The sequence below is a fragment of the Lactobacillus sp. UMNPBX1 genome, from assembly GCF_002554085.1.
Lineage (GTDB): Bacteria > Bacillota > Bacilli > Lactobacillales > Lactobacillaceae > Lactobacillus > Lactobacillus crispatus.
The window spans coordinates 52,951-74,263 of record NZ_PCZI01000008.1; the positions used below are offsets into that span (position 1 = coordinate 52,951).

At 38.3% G+C, this 21,313-nt stretch carries 19 protein-coding genes; 16 read left to right on the forward strand and 3 right to left on the reverse strand.

Annotated features, from left to right (window positions below; all coding sequences use genetic code 11):
* Positions 1-13 precede the first annotated feature (13 nt).
* The 15 genes from CP352_RS05915 to CP352_RS05980 all read left to right on the forward strand — a co-directional run bounded on the left by CP352_RS05915 (position 14) and on the right by CP352_RS05980 (position 17,484).
* Complete coding sequence (locus CP352_RS05915; protein WP_013086811.1) at positions 14-970, forward strand: exonuclease domain-containing protein; 957 nt, start codon at positions 14-16, stop codon at positions 968-970.
* A 9-nt stretch (positions 971-979) separates the two neighbouring features.
* Positions 980-1,834, forward strand: coding sequence for a DNA/RNA non-specific endonuclease (locus CP352_RS05920; protein ID WP_005720689.1), 855 nt, complete (start codon positions 980-982; stop codon positions 1,832-1,834).
* A 56-nt stretch (positions 1,835-1,890) separates the two neighbouring features.
* Positions 1,891-3,318, forward strand: a complete 1,428-nt coding sequence (locus tag CP352_RS05925) for a C69 family dipeptidase (protein WP_089143350.1) — start codon at positions 1,891-1,893, stop codon at positions 3,316-3,318.
* A gap of 256 nt (positions 3,319-3,574) precedes the next feature.
* Positions 3,575-4,663 carry an ABC transporter ATP-binding protein gene (locus CP352_RS05930; protein WP_005726585.1) on the forward strand — a complete coding sequence of 363 codons (1,089 nt, stop codon included), beginning with the start codon at positions 3,575-3,577 and terminating at the stop codon, positions 4,661-4,663.
* Positions 4,663-5,529 carry a carbohydrate ABC transporter permease gene (locus CP352_RS05935; protein ID WP_089143351.1) on the forward strand — a complete coding sequence of 289 codons (867 nt, stop codon included), beginning with the start codon at positions 4,663-4,665 and terminating at the stop codon, positions 5,527-5,529. The genes CP352_RS05930 and CP352_RS05935 overlap by 1 nt, the downstream gene beginning before the upstream one ends.
* Before the next feature lie 3 nt (positions 5,530-5,532).
* On the forward strand, positions 5,533-6,357 hold the full coding sequence (locus tag CP352_RS05940) for a carbohydrate ABC transporter permease (RefSeq protein WP_089143352.1): 825 nt from the start codon (positions 5,533-5,535) through the stop codon (positions 6,355-6,357).
* The gene (locus CP352_RS05945) at positions 6,341-7,636 is read left to right on the forward strand and encodes an MBL fold metallo-hydrolase (protein ID WP_089143353.1); all 1,296 of its coding nucleotides are present in this window, start codon (positions 6,341-6,343) and stop codon (positions 7,634-7,636) included. The genes CP352_RS05940 and CP352_RS05945 overlap by 17 nt, the downstream gene beginning before the upstream one ends.
* 53 nt (positions 7,637-7,689) lie before the next feature.
* Complete coding sequence (locus CP352_RS05950) at positions 7,690-8,991, forward strand: extracellular solute-binding protein (protein ID WP_005723945.1); 1,302 nt, start codon at positions 7,690-7,692, stop codon at positions 8,989-8,991.
* 118 nt (positions 8,992-9,109) lie between these two features.
* Positions 9,110-10,027 (forward strand): magnesium transporter CorA family protein, encoded by a 918-nt coding sequence (locus CP352_RS05955; RefSeq protein WP_005726582.1) that lies wholly within the window; start codon positions 9,110-9,112, stop codon positions 10,025-10,027.
* A 15-nt stretch (positions 10,028-10,042) separates the two neighbouring features.
* Complete coding sequence (locus tag CP352_RS05960) at positions 10,043-10,987, forward strand: serine hydrolase (RefSeq protein WP_089145342.1); 945 nt, start codon at positions 10,043-10,045, stop codon at positions 10,985-10,987.
* A gap of 132 nt (positions 10,988-11,119) precedes the next feature.
* Positions 11,120-11,695: a TetR/AcrR family transcriptional regulator gene (locus CP352_RS05965; protein ID WP_089145343.1), complete on the forward strand. Its 576-nt coding sequence runs from the start codon at positions 11,120-11,122 to the stop codon at positions 11,693-11,695.
* Between the two features lie 4 nt (positions 11,696-11,699).
* On the forward strand, positions 11,700-15,458 hold the full coding sequence (locus CP352_RS05970; protein WP_089150402.1) for an MMPL family transporter: 3,759 nt from the start codon (positions 11,700-11,702) through the stop codon (positions 15,456-15,458).
* 125 nt (positions 15,459-15,583) lie between these two features.
* Entirely contained in the window at positions 15,584-15,760 is a 177-nt protein-coding gene (locus CP352_RS11145) for a hypothetical protein (protein WP_005727328.1), read from the forward strand.
* A complete protein-coding gene (locus CP352_RS05975) occupies positions 15,747-16,349 on the forward strand; it encodes a GNAT family N-acetyltransferase (RefSeq protein WP_089143355.1) in 603 nt (200 codons plus the stop codon). The genes CP352_RS11145 and CP352_RS05975 overlap by 14 nt, the downstream gene beginning before the upstream one ends.
* A gap of 118 nt (positions 16,350-16,467) precedes the next feature.
* Entirely contained in the window at positions 16,468-17,484 is a 1,017-nt protein-coding gene (locus tag CP352_RS05980; protein WP_023488311.1) for a zinc ribbon domain-containing protein, read from the forward strand.
* A 66-nt stretch (positions 17,485-17,550) separates the two neighbouring features.
* Here CP352_RS05980 and CP352_RS05985 read toward each other — a convergent pair whose 3' ends face one another.
* Positions 17,551-18,933, reverse strand: a complete 1,383-nt coding sequence (locus CP352_RS05985) for an NAD-dependent succinate-semialdehyde dehydrogenase (RefSeq protein WP_089150403.1) — start codon at positions 18,931-18,933, stop codon at positions 17,551-17,553.
* Between the two features lie 166 nt (positions 18,934-19,099).
* Between CP352_RS05985 and CP352_RS05990 the strand changes: the two genes are divergently transcribed.
* Positions 19,100-19,603 (forward strand): nucleoside 2-deoxyribosyltransferase, encoded by a 504-nt coding sequence (locus CP352_RS05990; protein WP_089150404.1) that lies wholly within the window; start codon positions 19,100-19,102, stop codon positions 19,601-19,603.
* Positions 19,604-19,630: 27 nt separating this feature from the next.
* On the opposite strand, the gene CP352_RS05995 is transcribed toward CP352_RS05990, so the two are convergent.
* Together CP352_RS05995 and CP352_RS06000 are read right to left on the reverse strand one after the other, a co-directional pair.
* Positions 19,631-20,491, reverse strand: a complete 861-nt coding sequence (locus CP352_RS05995) for a helix-turn-helix domain-containing protein (RefSeq protein WP_089143359.1) — start codon at positions 20,489-20,491, stop codon at positions 19,631-19,633.
* Positions 20,492-20,493: 2 nt separating this feature from the next.
* On the reverse strand, positions 20,494-21,288 hold the full coding sequence (locus tag CP352_RS06000; RefSeq protein WP_061205190.1) for an alpha/beta hydrolase: 795 nt from the start codon (positions 21,286-21,288) through the stop codon (positions 20,494-20,496).
* Positions 21,289-21,313 lie beyond the last annotated feature (25 nt).

Genomic DNA, 21,313 nt, shown 5'->3' on the forward strand with positions numbered 1-21,313 from the left:
AAATAGGTGAAGAATGAGTATTTACATAAAAAATGGAATTTTACATGTAACCGGTGCGCAAGACAAGTTGCGTAAAAAAGGACAGGAAAAGCCTGACTTTTTGACCAATTATACAATGCTTGATATTGAAACAACGGGCTTATATCCTTACCGTGATCGAATTACTGAATTAGGTGGGGTTAAGGTACGTAACGGTCAAATTGTTGATCAATATACTAATTTGGTGAAGTTTTCCAAGAATAATTCTGTTCCTGCTTTTATTACTAAGCTAAATGGAATTACTGAAGAGCAAATTGTGAAGGAAGGGATTCCGGCTGAGCAGGCTATTCGTGAATTTCGTGAGTTTATTGGTGATGACGTTATCATTGGGTATAACGTCAATTTTGACTTGAACTTTTTGTATGATTTAAGTCAAAAATATGGCTTACCAGTGCTTGATAATGATTACGTTGACGTATTGCGTTTGGCGCGGACATATTATCCACGCGAGCGCCATAACCGTCTGCTTGACTGCATGCAGCGGGCTGGAATTGCTCAAGTTGAGGCTCACCACGGTTTGCAGGATTCTCTTGATACGATCAAGGTTTATGATGACTTTGCCCAGCACTTTACTGATGATTTATTGGAAAAGGCACAAAGCAAGATTAAGAATATCGACCTAACTACTGGCGAATTGGATTATGTTGACTTAGGTTGGCACAATCCGGTTCAAAATAAGAATATCGTTTTGTCTGGCAATATTCATATGAACGAAGCTGAAGCGGGCAAGATGATCAACAATATGGGCGGCCAAGTTGACAATTCAGTGTTAGCAACGACTAATTACTTAATCATGGGTGATCAAGATTTCTTTAGAAAAGATAATCAGGATTTGAATGCAGCACGTGATTTGATCAAAAATGGTGCTAAGATTAAGCGTTTTTCGGAGACCTTTTTCTTAAGCATGCTTGATGATTGGGCTCGTAGTTAGAGGAAAAAGATGACACGAAGAAGACGAAAAAAACAAGGAACGGTTGTTTCATCATTAATTGTCTTAATCGCGATTTTATGGGGAGTTTTTACTAAAGCTGGCAGCGATCCAAATGGTAGCCAGTTTTTGCGTGACTTTACTGGCAATAATGATGAACATGTAACTAATACAATTAGCGATGCATCAAAAGCCAAGACCAATTATGGAGGTCTATCGCCAACTGATTATCAAAAATTAGCTAATTTGAATTTTAAGAGTGGCAGTCGCGCTTATACCGAAGTCAACCATGATAAGTCGACTTTGGTCAAAGGCGCATGGAAGATAAATCGGGTGATTTACTCTAACCTTGATTCATTGAATCGAACATCGCGCTCTAATACAGCCTTTTTGGAAAAGCGCAATGTGGCTAATGATAGCTTGCGAGTAAGGCAATATGTTGAACCGACTGGCTGGCACTATAATCACCGTAACGGTACCCAAATCTATAATCGGGGCCACTTGATTGCCTATTCAGTCTCAGCTGGAATTGATCAAAGCGGCAATTATGATCCACGCAATCAATCAGGGGACCAAAATAATCCTAAGAATTTGTTTACGCAATCCGCTTATTCTAACCAAAAGATTCAGACTATTTTTGAGGCTAAGGTTAGGAGAGCACTGCGGCAGAATAAGCGTGTAATTTATCAAGCAACTGCTGTTTTTCGTGGTAATGAGTTAATGGCCCGCGGCGTGAATTTGCAGGCCGTTTCAACTGATGGCAGTTTAAACTTCAATGTCTATCTCTATAACGTGCAGCCCGGTTATGTTTTTAACTATAATAACGGTCGAGCAAAAGTTGATCGGCAAATGCAGGTTAATGAGTAGTAGAATTAATAATATGAAAAATTATTACTGAAATAAAAAAGGAAGTATAAACAATAATGAAAAAAGATAACTGTACTGCAATGCTAGTTGGTAAGGACGCTTCAATCGATGGATCAACCATGATTGCGCGTGACGAAGACGGTTATGGTGGCATTAACGAAAAAGTTTTTGTGGTAAACCCAGCCCGTCATTATGATGAAGATTATGTATCAAAATATAACGGCTTTAAGATGCACCTTGAGGGCGATGGCTGCAAATGGACTGCTGTCCCTACTGCTGATGATTCAGAAGGTCGCTGGGACGAGCAAGGCATTAACGAATATAACGTTGCCATGTCAGCCACTGAAACTGAAGCTACTAATGCTCGCTGCTTAGGACATGATCCTTTAGTAGCAAATGGAATCAACGAAGACTCAATGGTTTATATTACTTTGCCATTCGTGAAGACTGCTCGTGAAGGTGTTAAGCGCTTAGGGCAATTAATCGAAAAATATGGTACCGGTGAAAGCAACGGTATTGCCTTTTCAGACAACAAGGAAGTTTGGTATCTGGAAACTGGCGCGGGTCACCAATGGGTTGCGGCTCGTGTTCCTGATGATTCTTACGCAATTTGTCCTAACATCATGGTGATTCAAAATGTTGACTTTGATGATCCAGACAACTTTATGTATTCAGCTGGTATTCGAGAATTCGTAGAAAAGAATCATTTAAACAATAGTACTGACGGTAGCTTTTCTTTCAGAGATATTTTTGGTACTAAGGATGAAGCTGATGCTTTTTACAATACTCCAAGAACTTGGTATGGACAGAAGTTGTTTAATCCAAGCATTGAACAAGACCCAACTAGTCAAGAAATGCCATTTACGCGCGTTCCCGAAAAGAAGATTGGTGTTGAAGATGTGCAAAGATTTTTAACTAGTCACTATAACGGTACACCATACGATCCAATGGACACTTTTTCATCTGGTTCAGAAAAAGAACAAAAGATGTTCCGTTCTATTGCTTTAGACAGAAACCAAGAATCAAGCATCTTGCAAATTAGAAATGATGTTCCTGCCAAGATGGCTGCAATTCAATGGATTAATATGGGCTTTTATGCATATTCACCATATGTTCCTTTCTACACCAATATTGAGGATACACCACTTAACTATAAGGTGGCAGATCATATGGTTGATCCAGATAGTAGTGCTTACTGGTTGTATAAAACTTTACAAGTGCTTGTTGAACCACGCTATCACCAATATATTTATGAGATAAACGCCTACCGTGATGATTGTCAAAGCTACGGTATTGGCCGAATTGATCTTATTGATGAAAAAGCTAAAAATATGGAAGGCAGAGAGCTTATTAAATATTTAACTAGCGCTAATGATGAAACTGCTGGTGTGATTACCAAAAAGACTAAGAACTTGATGAGCAAGTTGGTTCGTCAAGCCTTGAATAGTTCAAAATATCAATTTGAACGTGGAGATAACTTATGATAAAAAAAGCCATGACTAATTCATGGCTTTTTTTGGTACCTACCACAATATTTAGTAAACCCGAATTTTTAAAAAGAAATAAGTGAAAAATAAAAGCAAATGCGAACAAAAGCCGAATACTTGCTGAGAAGCATTTCACAAAGTCGTTGAAACCCCGAATTTCAAATGAAAATTATTTGTTATTTTCGTATATTTAGCTTAGAATTAATAGAGAAATTTAAAAATTTAAATCAATATATAGTGGTGCGTGAAACTTATGAATGATGAGAAATTCGTGGAAGTAAAGAACCTTAAAAAGGTTTATGATAACGGTCATGAAGCAATCAAGGATGTTAGCTTTTCCGTAAAAAAAGGTGACCTTGTATGTTTGCTTGGCCCATCTGGTTGTGGTAAAACAACCATCTTAAATATGCTAGCTGGTTTGCTTAATCCAACTAGCGGTGACATCCTTTTTGATGGCAAGTCAGTTGTTAACGTAGCACCTAAGGATCGTCAGATCGGCTATGTTTTCCAGAACTATGCCTTATATCCACATATGACTGTACTTCAGAATGTAATGTTTCCTCTGACTGTGGGCAAGCAAAAGATGCCTAAGGATGAGGCGAGGAAGATTGCTGAAAAATATATGGCAACGACCCAGATTACCGAACTTGCTGATCAAAAGCCGGGCAATTTATCTGGTGGTCAACAGCAGCGTGTAGCTATTGCCCGTGCTTTAGTGCAACAACCTAAGATTCTGCTGATGGATGAACCATTGAGTAACTTGGATGCACGTTTACGGTTGAAGATTCGTGAAGAAATTCGTGCTTTAGTTAAAAGTGTGGGTATTACCACCTTGTTTGTTACTCACGATCAAGAAGAAGCCTTGTCAATCGGTGATAAGATTATTCTCTTTAATAATGGTGTGATCCAACAAGATGACTTAGGACAAAACTTCTATCTTGAACCAAATAACTACTTTGTTGCTAATTTTGTTGGTAATCCTGTGATTGATAACTTTAATGTAAAGGTTAATGGCGGCAAGATTACTGGCTCAGATTTTGAAATTAACGTGGACGATTTAGACAAGGATCGTTTTAAACGTGACTTAACTGACGGCGAGTACGTTTTATCCGTTCGTCCAGAAAATATTTTGCCAGTCGAAGAAGATGGTGCAGTTTCAGCTAAGGTTGATGATGTCGAATTAATCGGTCGTGAACGAATTTTGAAGTTTACCCATGATGGGGTACAAGCTCGTTCATTAGTCAACCTTGAGACACCAATTAAGCCTGGTGATAATATCAATTTGAAGATGCGTCTTGATCGAGTATTCCTGTTTACTAAGGAAGGAGAGCGTGTCTACTAATGAAGAGCAATCAGAAAAAGGCGTGGCTCTTTTTAGCGCCAACAATTATCTTTGTTACTTTCTTTAGTATTTATCCAATTTTGCGGGCCTTTGTAATGAGTTTTCAAAGCGGCTCGTTAATTAATCTGAATTGGAGCGGCTTCAGCAATTATCAATATATCTTTAGTGATCCAGAATTTTGGCGGGCAATCAAGAATACTATTTTGTATGCCCTAATTTCTGTGCCAGTTGCTTTGGCTATTTCAATCATGTTGGCCTGGTTTATTTTCAGCAGGATAAAGCATAAGTCATTCTTTGAAACGACTTTCTTTATGCCATATGTTACGTCAACTATCGCTATTGGTATCGTATTCCGTTATATTTTTAACGGTGACTATGGTTTGCTTAACTTCTTGCTCAAGGCGGTTCACTTACCAACACCGAACTGGATTGATGATCCAGCGATGTCATTGACGACAATTATCATCTTTGGTGTGTGGACTTCTTTAGCTTTTAACATCGTTATCTTGATGGGGGCTTTGAGAAACATCGCCCCTAATTACTACACAATTGCGGATATGTATGGCGCAACTGGTACTGAAAAGTTCTGGCGTATTACAATGCCGCAGCTTGTGCCAACGATCGCCTTCTTATTAACAATGAATATCATTGCTGCATTTAAGATTTATACATCTGTTTATGCCTTATTCAATGGACAAGCAGGTGTTGGTAACTCAGCTACAACTGCAGTGTTCTACATCTATAACAAGTTCCAAATTGTTGGTACTCCAGGTGTAGCGATGGCCGCAACGGTTGTCTTATTTATCATCATTATGTTTGTCACATTCTTGCAACGCAAGATGATGAAGAAGATTGGAGGACGGTAAAGGATGAAGAAGATTCGTTGGGGCACTTTGATTGCTTATATTATTTTATCGATTTTCGCAATCATTACTGTCTTTCCATTCATCTACATGATTTTGGGTGGATTAATGAGTTTTAGAGAAACAACCACTATTCCACCAACAATCATTCCTAAGCATTTTGAATGGTCAAATTATGCCAAAGTATTCGCCCAAGCTCCATTTGCTCGTTACTTCCTAAACACTTTTATCACAGCTAGTGTAACGACAATTGTGAGTTTGTTTAACGCCTTGCTTGGTGCTTTTGCCATGGTTAACTTGAAGTTCAAGGGTAAAGGTGTTGTTCAAATGGTACTTTTATCATTATTGATGGTGCCTGGTGAAGCAATTATCTTTACTAACTACAATACCATTGCCAGAATGGGCTTGTTGAACACTTATATTGGTTTGGTATTGCCATTTTTAACTTCAATTTTCTACATGTACTACTTGCAAAGCTACTTCGGTTCAATCTCACAGACAATTTATAAAGCTGCGATGATTGACGGAGCGAGTGATTGGGAATATATTTGGAAAATTTTGGTGCCAATGTCTAAAGGTGGCTTGTTCACCGTTGCTTTATTAAGTTTCATTTCTGGTTGGAATTCATTCCTCTGGCCATTATTGGTAACTAACGAAGACAGCATGAGATTGTTGAACAATGGTTTAACTTCATTTGCATCTGATGCAGGTAGTGAAACTCAACTTCAACTTGCTGCTGCCACATTGACTGTTTTGCCAATCTTGATTTTGTACTTCATCTTTAGAAAGCAAATTATTCGAGGAGTAGTGCGCAATGACCTTAAAGGATAAAACGACAGTAACTTTTTATAATGGTTTAACCACAATTGGTGGACCGATGATTGAAGTGGCCTATAACAAGTCGCATGTATTGTTTGACTTGGGGGAAGTTTATCGGCCAGAGTTAAAATTGCCAGATGAAAGTTATCAAACTCTGATTAAAAATAAATTAATCGGGGATGTGCCTAATTTTTACGATCCTAAATTGACGGGTAAGCCAATTGATACTGACCGCTGGGAGCATGCGGCGGCCTATATTTCGCACCTACATTTGGATCACAGTAAGGCAATGAACTTTTTGGCCCCAGAAATTCCACTTTATGCAGGTCCAATTACAGCTCATTTATTGCCAGCCTTGAATGAAAAGGGCGACTTCTTGCTTCCTGCTGCAGGTCATGATCGGACTTATACTCGTCCAATCATCCCGGCAGAATACAAGAAACCAATTAAGGTGGGCGATATTATCCTGGAAATATATCCTAGTGATCATGACGCTTACGGTGCTACTGGTCTATTAGTTAAGACACCGGATAAGCAAATCGCCTATACTGGCGACATTCGCTTGCATGGTTATCATCCAGATTGGGTGCGGGACTTTATGCAGGCAGCTAAAAATAGCGATATGCTAATCATTGAAGGCACTGGCGTTTCTTGGCCAGAAGAAAAGCATGATGAAAACAGTGAAGAGTTTACTGGCCCTAAGAATGAAGTAGAACTAACTGAAGAAATCGTGCGCCTGCAAAAGGCTAACCCTGAACGCCAAATCACTTTTAATACTTATCCTACTAATGTTGAACGATTATTGCGAATCATTGCCGATTCACCAAGAAAGGTCGTTTTACATGCTCAGCGTGCCCATTTGATTAAGGAAAGTTTGGATGAAGACTATCCTTACTATTACATGCCTAATGAGGAGCACTATGCTGACCTTAAGCCAGAGCTAGAAGTTAGCTATGATGAGCTTTTAGCAGATAATCATAAATACATGTGGCAAGTTGTCACCGATTATGATAAGCTGCAAAAGGGTGGTTTGTATATCCACTCAAATGCTGAGCCATTAGGGGATTTTGATCCTGCCTACAAACCATTTGTAGAGGCTTTAGCTAACAATGATATTGAGTATAAGGCGTTGCGCTGTTCAGGCCATGCCGATGAAAAAGAACTCAAGGAAATCATTGCTGGGGTTCAACCAGCTGTTTTAGTACCGGTGCACACATTGCATCCGGAGCTGGAAGAGAACCCATATGGAGAACGGATTTTACCTAAACGTGGTCAAACAATCACGCTTTAGTGAATCAAAAATATATTGTTGTTTAGTTTTATTTTTTGGGAGGATTTATCCAAATGAAGTTTAGTAAGAAACTTACTATGGCTGCCGTTGCTACTTTGGCCCTAGTTGGCACTGCTGCTTGTTCAAAGAGCGGCAATTCTTCTTCATCAAGTTCAGAGAAGATTCCATCAAAGATTACTAAGAAGACTACAGTTGTCTTCTGGAACGCTATGCCGGGAGTACAAGGTTCTACTTTAAAGCAATTAACTAATGAATTTGAAAAGAAGAACCCTAAAATTACTGTTAAGCTTGAAAACCAAGGTGCATACAATGATTTGCAAGCTAAGATCAACTCAACTTTGCAATCACCAAATAACTTACCTACTATTACTCAAGCTTATCCAGGTTGGCTTTGGAACGCAGCTCAAAACAAGATGCTTGTAAACATGACCCCATATATCAACAACAAGAATGTTGGTTGGGGCAGTGCAAAGGCATCTGACATTAGAACTGAACTTCTTGATGGTGCAAAAATTAAGGGAACTCAATACGGTATCCCATTTAACAAGTCAATTGAAACTTTGACTTACAACAAGACCATGTTTAAGAAATATGGCATCAAGAAAGTTCCAACTACTATGGAAGAACTTAAGGATGTTTCAGAAACTATCTACAAGAAGAGTAACCACAAAGTTGTAGGTGCTGGTTTTGATTCACTATCCAACTACTACACTCTTGGTATGAAGGACGAAGGCGTGAACTTTACTGATAAGATTAACTTCAGTGGTTCAACTTCAAAGAAAGTTCTCAACTTCTATGCAGATGGTATTAAGAAGGGTTACTTCAGAGTAGCTGGTTCAGAACACTACCTTTCAGGTCCATTTGCTAACGAAAAGGTTGCAATGTTCGTTGGTACTTCTGCAGGTGAAGGCTTTGTTAAGCAAGGTGTAGGTAACAAGTTTACTTATGATGTTGCTCCACGTCCTGGCAAATACACCATGCAACAAGGTACTGATATTTACATGTTTAACCACGCTAGCGCTGAACAAAAAGCTGCTGCATTTAAGTACATTAAGTTCTTAGTATCTAAGTCAAGCCAAATTAAGTGGGCTAATGCTACTGGTTACATTCCTGTAAACACTAGTGCAATCGAATCTAGTGAATACAAGAATAACAAGAGCATCAAGCTTCCTGCTAAACTTGAAGATGCTATGAAGAACTTGTACAGTGTTCCTGTTGCTAAGAATTCAAATGCTGCATACAACCAATTGAACAGCATTTTGCAAAATATCTTTGCTGCAGCCCAAAAGGGTCAAAATACTAACAGCCAAATTAATACTGGTAAGCAAAAATTTGATGCTGCTTGGAAGCAATAAAATTAAATAGCAATTAGATTTCAAAGAGCAGACCGTAAGGTCTGTTTTTTTGTGGAAAAAGAATTGAGAAAAATGGTACCATTTACTAGGTAATAAAATAAAAGTTGAGGTGAGCTGGTTGATTAGACAACAAAATTTTCCGGTAAGAACAAAGTATAAGTGGTATGACATCAATAATTTAAGTGAAGAAGACAGTGAGAGATTGCAGCAGGATTTTAATTTTACGCCTGACATTATCTCTTATATTTCTGACCGTCACGAACGTCCTCACTATGACTATGACGTCCATACTAAGAGCCACTTGCTTGTTTACGATGTGCCAATTTGGCCGACCAACACGATTAAGCACTTTACCTCACACCCAATCACTTTTTTAGTAGTGGGTGAAAATATCTTTACTTTCCATACAGAATCAACCAGCTATGTGTTTGATGAATTCAACGATGAACATATGCGGGAGCGTTTGTCTGAAGCTAAAGATGTTACTGAGTTGTTGATGCTCTTTTTCCTATATTCATCACAATACTTCCAGCGTGCCGTAACGCAACTTGATGTTGAACGTAACAGCCTAGATCAGAAGTTGTCTGATGACATTAACAATAAAGATTTGGTGGAACTTTCGAATATTGAAAAAAGTTTAGTTTATTTATCAAGTTCAATTCAGACGGATTTAATCATGTTGCATGGCCTGAATCACAGCAAATTAGACTTCACTAAAGAAGCCAGTGAACGCTTGGATGACGTCTTGATTGAATCAAGCCAGTCTGCAGAAATGGTGCAGATTTCCCAGCAGGTAACTAAGACTTTATCAGCTACCAGTAATAATATGATGAACAATAATTTGAATGACACCATGCAATTCTTAACTGTGTGGTCATTGGTATTAACTATTCCAACTATTTTAACCGGTTTTTATGGTATGAATGTTAGTCTACCAATTTTAAAAAATTCATTTGACTGGGTTTTAATCATTATTTTGATGGTTGTTTTAATGGTTTGGTTAGTCATTTTGATGAAAAGGCATCATTTCTTCTAAAATTGAGGCGTTTTAATGAAACATAAAATATTAATTGGTTCTTTAATTGTGACTTTATTTGCATTCATTTTGTATACATCAAACATAAAGCGGGTGGAAAACGCGCAGTTAAAGATTGTTGAACCAAATAACAGCAAGGTCGCTAAGAATAAAAAGAAGACCAAGGAGCCAAAGGTTAAAAAATTAGAAAAGCCTAAGGAGCCCAAGGTTAATTCGATTGAATATTCTAACCATGTTAAAGCTCAAAAAGGCAGTAATCAGAAGCTAGTCAAGCAAATCAAAAAAGTTATGGGCATTGATGATAGCTTCCAGGTAGTAGCACAGGATTTAACTAACTCTAGTCACTTTGCCGTAGTTTCTAATACTAATAAGGCTCATGACGCAGTAAAAACAATGCGGTTATTTTTACTGATCGCCTTGTATGAGCAAGAACAAAAAGGCAAGATGGGGTCGCGAACTGCGATTAAGATTAGCAAGAAAGACAAAGCCAAGGGTGATAAGATGTTTCAAGTTGGTATTACCTATGGTGTAAGTTATTTGCGCAGCGCAATGCTTAAAGGTAACAAAACTGCAGCTAGTGCCTTAACTAGAAAAATTGGAGTTAATAATATTGACCAAGTTGCTAAAAAAATGGGTGCCACTCAAACTAAGGTCAACTCAAATATGACTGGTCAGACAACAGCTAATGATTTAGCTAAGACAATGATTGGCTTGTATCAAGGTCGAGTATTAAATCGGCAATATGCTAGCCGAGTTTTAGCAACCCTAGCTAAAGAGCGACCAAGTTTAGTTTCTGGCTTAAGTGGCGGCATTTATGCAATTGGTGATGATGATTTTGCTGTCGCAATTGTTCAGACTAACGGACGTGCTTACTGTATGTCTGTTTGGAGCACGCAACACAAGAATTTTAATAAATTGGGCAAAACGGTTAATGCTTGGTTTATAAAAAAGCATAAGTAACGGAAATGATGAAGTCCGAGAAGGCTTCATTATTTTTTTATAGAAAAAATAAATTATTTACACTATGTAGATTGTAATCTTCACACTGTAGGTGTATATTATTTACTATGCTAAGACAAAGGAGGGATGAAAATGGCACAGAAAAGAAATCTTGATCTGGATAAAATAATTGATCAAGCTACTGAATTAATTTCTAAAAAAGGACTGACAGCTACAACTTTGCCAGCATTGTCTAAGGCGCTCGATGTCCGCTCACAGTCGCTTTATCATTACGTTTCAGGACGCAAACAATTGCTATCACTAGTTGGTGCAAGACGGATTAAGATCCTACGTCATGAGTTGATGAATGATTTAATTGGTATGTCAGGTAGGGATGCATTGCTTAAGTTTGCGGATGTTGTGCGCGACTTTTTATTGAGCGATCCGGCTTTATCAAGTATTCTGTATCATTTGAACGAATATCCAAAGGATGCGGCCATCAATCAAGAAATCTTGGATTTAATTAAAATGGGTGAAAGACTTAATTTTAAAAAAGAAAGTGTCATTTCATTTCATGCTTTAATTGGCGCCGTATTAGGGTACGTTTTTCTGGATAAATCGAAGTCTTTTGGAGATGAAACAGAAGATGAATCTAATCGTAATTATCATGAAATGATTTTACGACTTGTAGAACCAGTACCTGATTTACAACAAATAGGGAGGAAATAGGAAAGTGCAGAAATTTCTGAAGAACCATGTTTTCGAACTGATTGCGTGGATTTTAATATTGATTATTTCCGTTGTTGCTTTGCCTAACATTACGCAGCTGACTAATGATCACTCTAACATTACGTTGCCAAGTAATGTGCAAAGCAATGTGGCACAGTCAATAGAGAACAATTGGGGCTCGAAAAAGAAAAACACTTATGCAGTAGCACTTGTTTTTAACAAAAAGAGTGGCAAGCTAACTGATGCCGATAAACAGGCTATTAATAATACGCTTGATAAGTTCACTAATGATAAAAGCAAGTACGGAATCAAGGATTCATTACTTCCAGATTCCAATATTGCTACAAGAAAGAAACTTCAATCAAAAGATGGCACGACTTGGGTAGCACAATTTAATGTGGCTAAGAGTCATGGTACGATTGAAAAAGTTTATAACGAAATGAACAAGGCCGCGAAAACGCAAGGGCTTCGTACTTATGTAACGGGTGCGGATGTCTTGCAGCACGACTTCTCCGCTTCAATTCAAGAAGGAATTAAGAAGACTGAAGCCATTACAGTTGTCTTTATCTTTATTGTTTTGGTTATCGTATTTAAGTCACCAATTGTTCCACTTATTTCATTGTTGACAGTTGGTGTTTCATTCCTTACTTCCTTCTCAATTGTTACTAATTTAGTTAAAAGCGCCAATTTCCCATTTTCAAACTTTACGCAAGTGTTTATGGTTATCGTGCTCTTCGGTATCGGTACCGACTACAACATTTTGCTGTATGACAAGTTTAAAGAAAATCTAGGAAAAGGGATGGACAAGTATAAAGCCATGCATGACGCTTTGCGCAATGCTGGTAAAACAATTCTTTACTCAGGTTCATCCATCTTAATTGGTTTTACTGCTTTAAGTTTAGCTAAATTCTCCGTTTACCAATCAGCTGTTGGTGTTGCGGTCGGCGTTGCTGTTTTATTGGTAGTGCTTTTAACACTCAACCCATTCTTTATGGCTACGCTTGGTAAGAAAATGTTCTGGCCAGTTAAGAAATTTACTGGTGAAAGTGATGACAAGTTATGGCATGGTATTTCATCTGCCACATTGAAGCATCCAATTATTTACTTGGTTGTGTTAGCAGTTGTTGTTGTGCCATTCATGTTAATGTACTCAGGTCACTTGAACTACGATGATACTGATGAAATTGCAGATTCAGTTCCATCTAAGCAAGGTTTGTTGATAGTACAAAAGCACTTCTCTAAAGGGATGGCTGAACCATCATACTTGTACATTCAAAGTAAGCATAGATTAGACAATGAAGAAAATTTGAAGTTAATTGATCAAGTGACTAAGCAACTTCAAGCTTCAAAAGATGTTTCATTTGCGACATCTGTTACAGAACCTTACGGCGAACCAATTGATATGCTTTATGTCAACAATCAATTAAACACGGTTAACGACGGTGTTGATCAAGCTCGTTCAGGTTTGGGTAAATTGAGCAAAGGCTCAAACAAGGTTGCTAACGGTGCTAACAGCTTAAAGGATGGCGCTGATCAACTTCAAAATGGTACTAGTCGTCTTCAAAGTGGAGCTAGCCAATTAGTTAGTGGTACTAGTCGTTTACAAAACGGTGCTAGTCAATTACAAAGCGGTGCAACTCGCCTGCAAAGTGGTTCAGGTCAACTAGTTAGTGGTGCTGATCGTTTACGCAGTGGAGCTAGCCAATTGCAAAGTGGCGCTGTTCGTTTACAAACTGGTGCAGGTCGTTTAGAAAGTGGTACTCATGCATTGCAAAGTGGTGCAAGCAGCTTAGTTAGCGGTGCAAATCGTTTGAAGAATGGTGCTAACAGTTTGCAAAGTGGTACCCAACAAATGGTTAACCAATTGCAACAATTGAGTTCACAACTTTCAACTCAATTGAGTGGCTCTAACAAGCAACAACTTGCTCAACTTCAAACTGCTTTGCCACAAATCAATAGCGGTATTCAACAGTTGAATCAAGCTATTGGTGGTGGGGTTGATACTTCATCGTTAACTAATAGTTTAGCTACAGTTCAAAAACAAGCTGCAGATCTTGAAAATAGCTTGAAAGAATTGCAAAGTGCAGCAAGTAATGCTGGCTCAAGTTCAGTAAATCAATCTGAAATTCAATCAGCAATTTCATCGGCTGTTTCATCAGCTGTGCAATCAGTACCAGCTGATCAAAGACAAGCGGCTCAAGCAGCAGCAACTAAGGCTGCCACTCAAGCGGTTGAATCTGTTGTTCAAAAGGCTCAATCAGGTGCTAATACTGATAAGATGAAGTCAGCAATGGCAAATGCTACTTCAGCAGCTCAGGGCTTGCAAAGCTCAATGGCTGCAATGCAACAAAGTAACTTGATGACTCAGCTTCAAACTTTAAAGGCTCAGGTTAATGCTTTAGCTCAAGCTTCAAACAAGGCTCTTCCAGGTGCAGCAACAGCTTTGAACCAATTAAGTTCAGGCTTAACTCAAGTTCAATCTGCTGCTTCACAAGGTGTAGCTGGTGCACAAAAGCTTAATAACGGTGCTGGTCAATTGAGTAACGGCCTTGGTTCACTTTCATCAGGTGCTAGTCGCCTTGGTGCAGGTGTAAACCAAGTTAATAATGGTGCCGGCCGATTAAATAATGGTCTTGGTACTCTTGCAAGCGGTGCAGGTACGTTGAACAATGGTCTTGGCACTCTTGCAAATGGTGCTGGAACTTTGAATAATGGCTTAGGTACTCTTGCCACTGGTGCCGGTCAGCTTAATAGTGGTATCGGCCAATTAGCTGGTCAAGCTCCACAACTTATTTCAGGTATCAGTCAACTTAACACAGGTGCTGGACAACTCAGTGCTGGCGCTGGTAAGTTGGCAAGCAAAGTTCCACAATTGACTTCAGGTATTGACACTGTTAATAGTGGTTTAGGTCAAGGTGAAACCTACCTCAGAGGTTTAGGTTCATCAGCTGCCGCTGATACTTTCTACATCCCTAAGGAATTCTTGAAGAACGATATGTTCAAGAAGTCAATGGATGTTTACCTCAGCCCAGACAAGAAGTCAGCTCAAATTATTGTTGTCTTTGATTCAAACCCAAGTGCAACCGAAGCTACTAAGAAGTCACAAGAATTAAGTGCTATGGCTAAGAAGTCATTCCAAGGTACTGCTTTGAAGAATGCTAAGGTAGCTATGGGTGGTCAAAGTTCCAAGATTGAAGATACTAAGACAGTTGCCAGTGGCGACTTCCTTAGAACTGCTGCCATCATGTTAATCGGTATCGGCATTGCCTTGATGTTTGTAACTCGTTCACTTTTGCAACCAATCTACATTCTTGGGACTTTGCTTATTGCTTACCTCTGCTCACTTTCAATCAATCAATGGATTGTTAAAGCAGTTCTTGGTAAGTCAATGCTTACTTGGAACACACCATTCTTCAGCTTCATTATGTTGATCGCTTTGGGTGTTGACTACAGTATCTTCCTGATGACTCGTTATCGTGAACTTGAGTCTGAAGGCTACACTACTCCAAGTTCAAGAATCTTGAAGGCATGTGCTATCATTGGTACGGTTGTTATATCAGCCGCAATTATCTTGGGTGGTACTTTTGCAGCCTTGATTCCATCAGGTATTCCAACTTTGATTGAAGTTGCCTTAGCCGTGGATATTGGTTTGCTCATCTTGGTCTTCATTTTGCCAATTACTATGTCAGCAGCTACTAAGTTGACATATGAGGGAATTGACCTTAATAAGTTCGCCAAAAGAAGAAATAAGAAAAATAATTAATAAATAGTTTTTCGACCGAATCGCAATGATTCGGTCTTTTTTTGTTAAAATAAATCTTGAAACTAATAGTAAAACAGATTATGATTGTATAATATTAATAGGTACACTAAAAGGAGTTGGTAATTATGGTAGGTATTGTTAGAAATGCTGAGATAACATTTAAAAATGAAAAAGCATTTAAAGAATTCAAAAACAAAATAGCCAATCCAGTACCACGTGTGTCTATAAAAAAGTTGCAAAAAGAAGTTGAAGCTGATGGGATAGTAATTCAACGTGGGAAGGAAAAGCATGAATCAAAGTAGAGCATTTAAATTATGCCCGTTAAGTACGTGTCCACATTTTGAAGAGTTAGCCCTACATTTTGATTCCACTAATCGTGGTATAGATAATTTTTTTCGTAAGGAATGTCCGAAGTTCGAAAGTACACAGAAATTAAAGACTTTTGTATTAATGGATCCTATCAAAAATCAGATAGTTGGTTTTTTCTCGTCAACAGTAGGGTTATTAACACAGAATGTTAAGAAGGATGATGGTACTTATAAAGTTGATACACCATATATAAACCTTGCTTATTTTGCAATTGACAAGGAATACCAAGGAACAGGAATTGGTAGAGCACTAATGATGGAATTCTTTTCCATGTGCATGGTGATTGCATTGTATACAGGTGTTCAGCTGATTTATCTTGAATCTGTGGACGAAAGTGTTAATTTCTACAAAAGATTAGGATATGAATTATTACATAAAGATGCAACTCCAGAAGCATATCAAAAGTTTGGAAATGATACTAGGAACATACAATTTCCAATGTTGAGAAAGATATCAGATTTGATTGCTGATGGACATTCACCTTATATTGATAATGTTTTACCAATTGATGTTGAAAAATAGTTAGTAAATAATTTTTTCGACCGAATCGCAATGATTCGGTCTTTTTTTGTTTTGATCTTCAAATTCTGATACATGTTATAATAATGACTAACAGATTGAAAAAGAAGGGAATTCTTATATGACTACTTGTCCAAATTGTGGCCATAAAATTAGTGAAACAGATGATATTTGTCCAAACTGTGGCTTCAATCTAAAAAAATATCGAGACGACTTTTTCACAGATCAGCACCAAAAAGCAAAGTTTGAAGAACCAGATGAAGGCGAAAAGATTATCAGCCGTGCAGCCTATCGGGAAGAATTTATTCCTGAAAAGCAAAACACCACTGTCCAAAGAATGATTGCGTGGGTTAGGAAAAATGCGACCTTAGTCTTCTTATTGGGAGTCTTACTTTTAATCCTAATGAGTTTCTCTAGAGCGGCAGGGTGGACTGGCTTTTTAGCCCTAATGGTTTGGCTTTATATTGTGTGTGATCGTAAAGATAAGATCGAGCAGTATACGGTTGATAAGCGATTAACGCAAAAGATTGACCGAATTGGTTCCGATGTCTTTAATCGGTTGGATGCACGTGAAAGTAAAGTCAAAGCGAAAAACCGAGAATTTGTGCAAAAATATCCTCGGGTTGAAAATCATGTACGTGAAATAAAAAATGTTCGCAAACATCACTTTAATTATGTGCAGATTTCAGTTATTTTTACGGCTTTAGTTAGTCTAATCGTTCTCTTTACCGACTCGGGTGCTTCGGCTTACACGCAGAGAATGTCTATTTCCAATGTACTGTTCGGTTTAGCAGGGCGCTTGCTTTCATCCGACGTGACATCATGGTATGCACTTATTCTTTACATTGTCTGGTTGCTACTATTCTTGTTCCCAATTTTCATTATTTATAATATTTTGAAAAATACTAAGGCTAGTCAGACTTTGGCCTTCTTCCTTTCTTTGATTGAATCAATCTTTTTGATTTATATGATTTTTCAAATATCAAGCGCGGCACATGCTTCAACTGGGGTGCTGGCTCAATTGACGAGTCAACTTATGTCATATGCAGTTTCTCTCGGGGCTTCAGCTTACTTTATGATTTTGGCTAGCGTGTTGACCACGATTTTGGCTGGATATAATCTTTTTAAAAAGAAATAGAATTAATAATAAGTAAAAGAAATACGCTGGTTAAGTTGCCAGCGTATTTCTTTTATCGAAAAATTACTATTGATTATTCTTAGTAACATCAATTACTAAGTGTTCGTTAACAAAGGCCATCATGCCTAAGTCACTTAATTCACGACCGTAGCCAGACTTCTTCACGCCACCAAATGGCAATTCACCAGAGGTAATCCAGCGGCCATTGAGGACAGTCATACCAGTTTCAATTTGAGCGGCCACGTTTTGAGCACGTTTGATATCGTTAGAGATAACAGATGAACCTAAGCCATAGCTAGAATCATTTGCAAGCTGAATGGCATCGTCATCATCGTCAACTACAAAGACTTCTGCTACAGGGCCAAATAATTCTTCATCATAAATAGGATTTTCTTTGTCGATGTTAGTCAAAATTACAGGTCTGAAGAAGGCACCTTTAGAATCAATCTCTGGATATTGGTAAAAAATCTCGGCTCCTGCGTCAACGGCCTTTTTAACCTGAGCTTCTAATTTTTCCTTAGCACGTTCGGAATTCATTGGTGGCAAGGTAGTATCGGCTTCAAGTGGGTCACCTGCTTTAAGATTAGAAAAGACGTTTTTAAGCGTATGTAGCACTTCCTCATAATGAGATTTTTCAACAATAATTCTCTTGGATGAAGTACATACCTGGCCATCGTTATAAGTTCTAGCATCGCCTAAAACGTTACGCAATACTTGCGGATCTGCATCATCTAAAACGATAAATGCGTCATTGCCGCCAAGCTCCATGGTTGATTTCTTTAAATTTTTACCAGCAGCTTCGGCAACAGCTGAACCGCCACGTTCTGAACCAGTTAATGCAACGCCTTGAACTCTAGGATCGGCAATAATATCGCTTAATTGATCATAGGTTGGATAAAGGTTAATTAAGCTGCCTTCAGGAGCACCAGCACGTCTAATGATTTTAGCGGTTAAAGCAGCAGAACCTGGAACATTGTGGGCGTGTTTCAGTAAGATTGGGTTGCCCACGATAAAGTTAGGAGCGAAGACCCGAATAACTTGATAAAGTGGGAAATTCCATGGTTCACAAGCCATAATAACGCCAGTTGATTGCTTCAAATAATATGCATTGCCTAAGTCTGATTCGATTGGAGTAGGAGCCAACATTTTGACCCCGTTTTTGGCATAGTAATCACAAATTGAAGCACATAATTCAACTTCTTCTCTTGATTCGCGCAAAAGATTTCCCATTTCCAGGGTCATCATTTTGGCTAAGTCATCTTCATGCTCGCGCAAAGCATCTGCTATCTTGTGTAATTGACGACTGCGGGTCTCAGGATTTTCATGACGCCATTTTTTATATAAAGCGTGTGCTAAGTTAATGGCATCGTCAATTTGTGCGGCAGTAGAATTGTCATAGCTTGCAAATTCTTCGTTAGTATATGGATTAATTGATTGATATCTAGACAAAATAATTCCTCCAATAAGTTTTATGTTTAGCTTTAATAAGTTATGTTTCTATTATAAAGCGTTTACAATGAAAACACAGCTATTTGTGCTTTTAGTTGTAAAAAAGTCATGCTAAAATGAAAAATAATTTTATTTTGTAAGTTTTAAACATTGAAGGGACAAAAGCATGAACAAACAAGTTTCAACCGCTAAGATTTATTTAGGCTCACCATTTTATAATGATCAACAACGCGCTCGCGTTGATCAAGCACGGGCATTGTTAGAACAAAATCCAACTGTAGTCAGAGTGCATTTCCCGTTTGATCAGAATTTTGTTGATCCGGATGAAAAGAATCCTGAAATTGGTGGCATTCGCAGCATGACTTGGCGCCTTGCCACTTATAACAATGACCTGGAAGGTCTAGTTAACTCTACATGTGGCGTCTTCTTGTATGACATGGACAATGTAGATGATGGTAGTGCTTTTGAAATTGGTTTCATGCGTGCTTTGCATAAGCCTGTAGTCTTGGTAACCTTCACTAAGGATCCAGACAAGGATAAAGTAATGAACCTGATGATTGCTCAAGGTGTTACTACAATTATTGATGGTAATACTGAATTAGACAAGCTTGCTAGCTTTGATTTCAATACAGTACCTGCTAAGCCAGTTACTGGTTACAAGATTATCTAAAAAATCCCCAATTTTGGGGATTTTTTGTTAGTCATTTAATTTTTTTAGTAATTTTTTAGCCTGATTTAGCGTAATCGTGTTGCGGTTGATTCGGGCAAAAGCACAGGCATCATGCAAATGTTGGATAGCAATTGCTTTCTTTTTTGACTGATCAATATCATTCATGCCTTGCCGCAATAGGATGCGTGCCATGTAAAAAATCACGTGCTTCTCAGCGCCAATCTTATAGGCATAGCGCAACAATGCATTAGACTCACGATACATTTTTCGTTCGCCATAGAATTCACCGGCATCACATAAAATACTTAAGGCATGCATTGTAGTCAAAATATTATCGATCTTGACGTCCATAATGTTCTTTAATACTTGACTATAATAGTGCTCGGCTTTCTCTGTTTCACCTTGTTTAGCATAGATTTGACTACAACCATTTAATGCCAACAAGCGGTAAATATCATTTTCAGGCAATTCCTGGGTGGTCAAGATATTGTTGAAATAAAAGAGCGCACTCATTTGATTGCGATCACTTCTTAGAGCATATTGTCCGCGCAAATAGTGATAATGAATCCGATTTGTTTGGCGTTTTAGGTCTACTTCGGGGTTGATTTGTGAAAGTAAAGTAAAAATTTTACTGTAATCAAAATTGATAAAAGCAAAATCCGCTTCAAACAGGATATGCGCGATATATTTGTGCTCACTGTTGTCCATAATATCGCTAACATCAATATCCATCCGTTCACAAAGCTGCTTAAGAATTTTAAATGAAGGTACCTGTCCGTTGTTTTCAAACTTACTTAAGGTTGACTGCGTGCAAATGCCGCGGCAAAGTTCAGTTTGCGATAGCCTTAATTTTTTTCTGGCTTGAACAAATTTTTCTATGTTGATCATACTTAATCTTGTCTCTTAATAGTTTGATATAAAAAATCGAGCGATTCGTCTACATAATCGGGACCATAAGCCATGGCGTGACCGTGACCAGGAATTACGAGGAGCTGTACGCCTAAGTTTTTGTCAGCTAAGAACTTAACAAAATCCAATACTGTAGCTAGTGGTGTCAACTCATCTGCGGAATTAATCATCATTAATTGCTTGAGATGGCTATAGTCAAATGACTTAGCGTCTAATTTTTGTAATACAGCCTCATCTTCAGTACCTGTGTAGGTTAATGTGAAGTACTTGTAGAAAGATTGTCTGATCTTTTCAGGATCGGTAATGCCAAAATCGTTAGCGGCATCTGGGGATGCTTTAGTATCTTGATGATCTTTAATCCAGTTTGAATATTCAACTGGAGCAGACCAGGTGACAGTAGGGAAACCGTATTTCCCAGCAACCTCAATTGCCATTTCACCGCCAACGCTGGCTCCAATTTGAACAATGTTTTTGACATCGTCTTGATCAGTGTATTCAGAATTCAACAGCCAGTCGACAAAGTGCAATGCATCTTCATGAGCAGCAGGAAAGTGGTATTTAGGTGCTAAGGAGTAGTCGGGGATGAAGGTCATAAAGCCCGCATTAGCAAAGCGAATACCTAGATTTTTTACGCTTTCTTTATTACCTCTAAACCAGCCACCGCCATGCCAGAAGATTAAAATCTTGGTATTAGAAGATGTATCATTAGGATAGTAAATATCCGTTTTTAATTCTTTAGTCTTGTCATAAACAATATCATTCTTAATTACAACCATAAGATGCCTACCTTTCTAATAACTT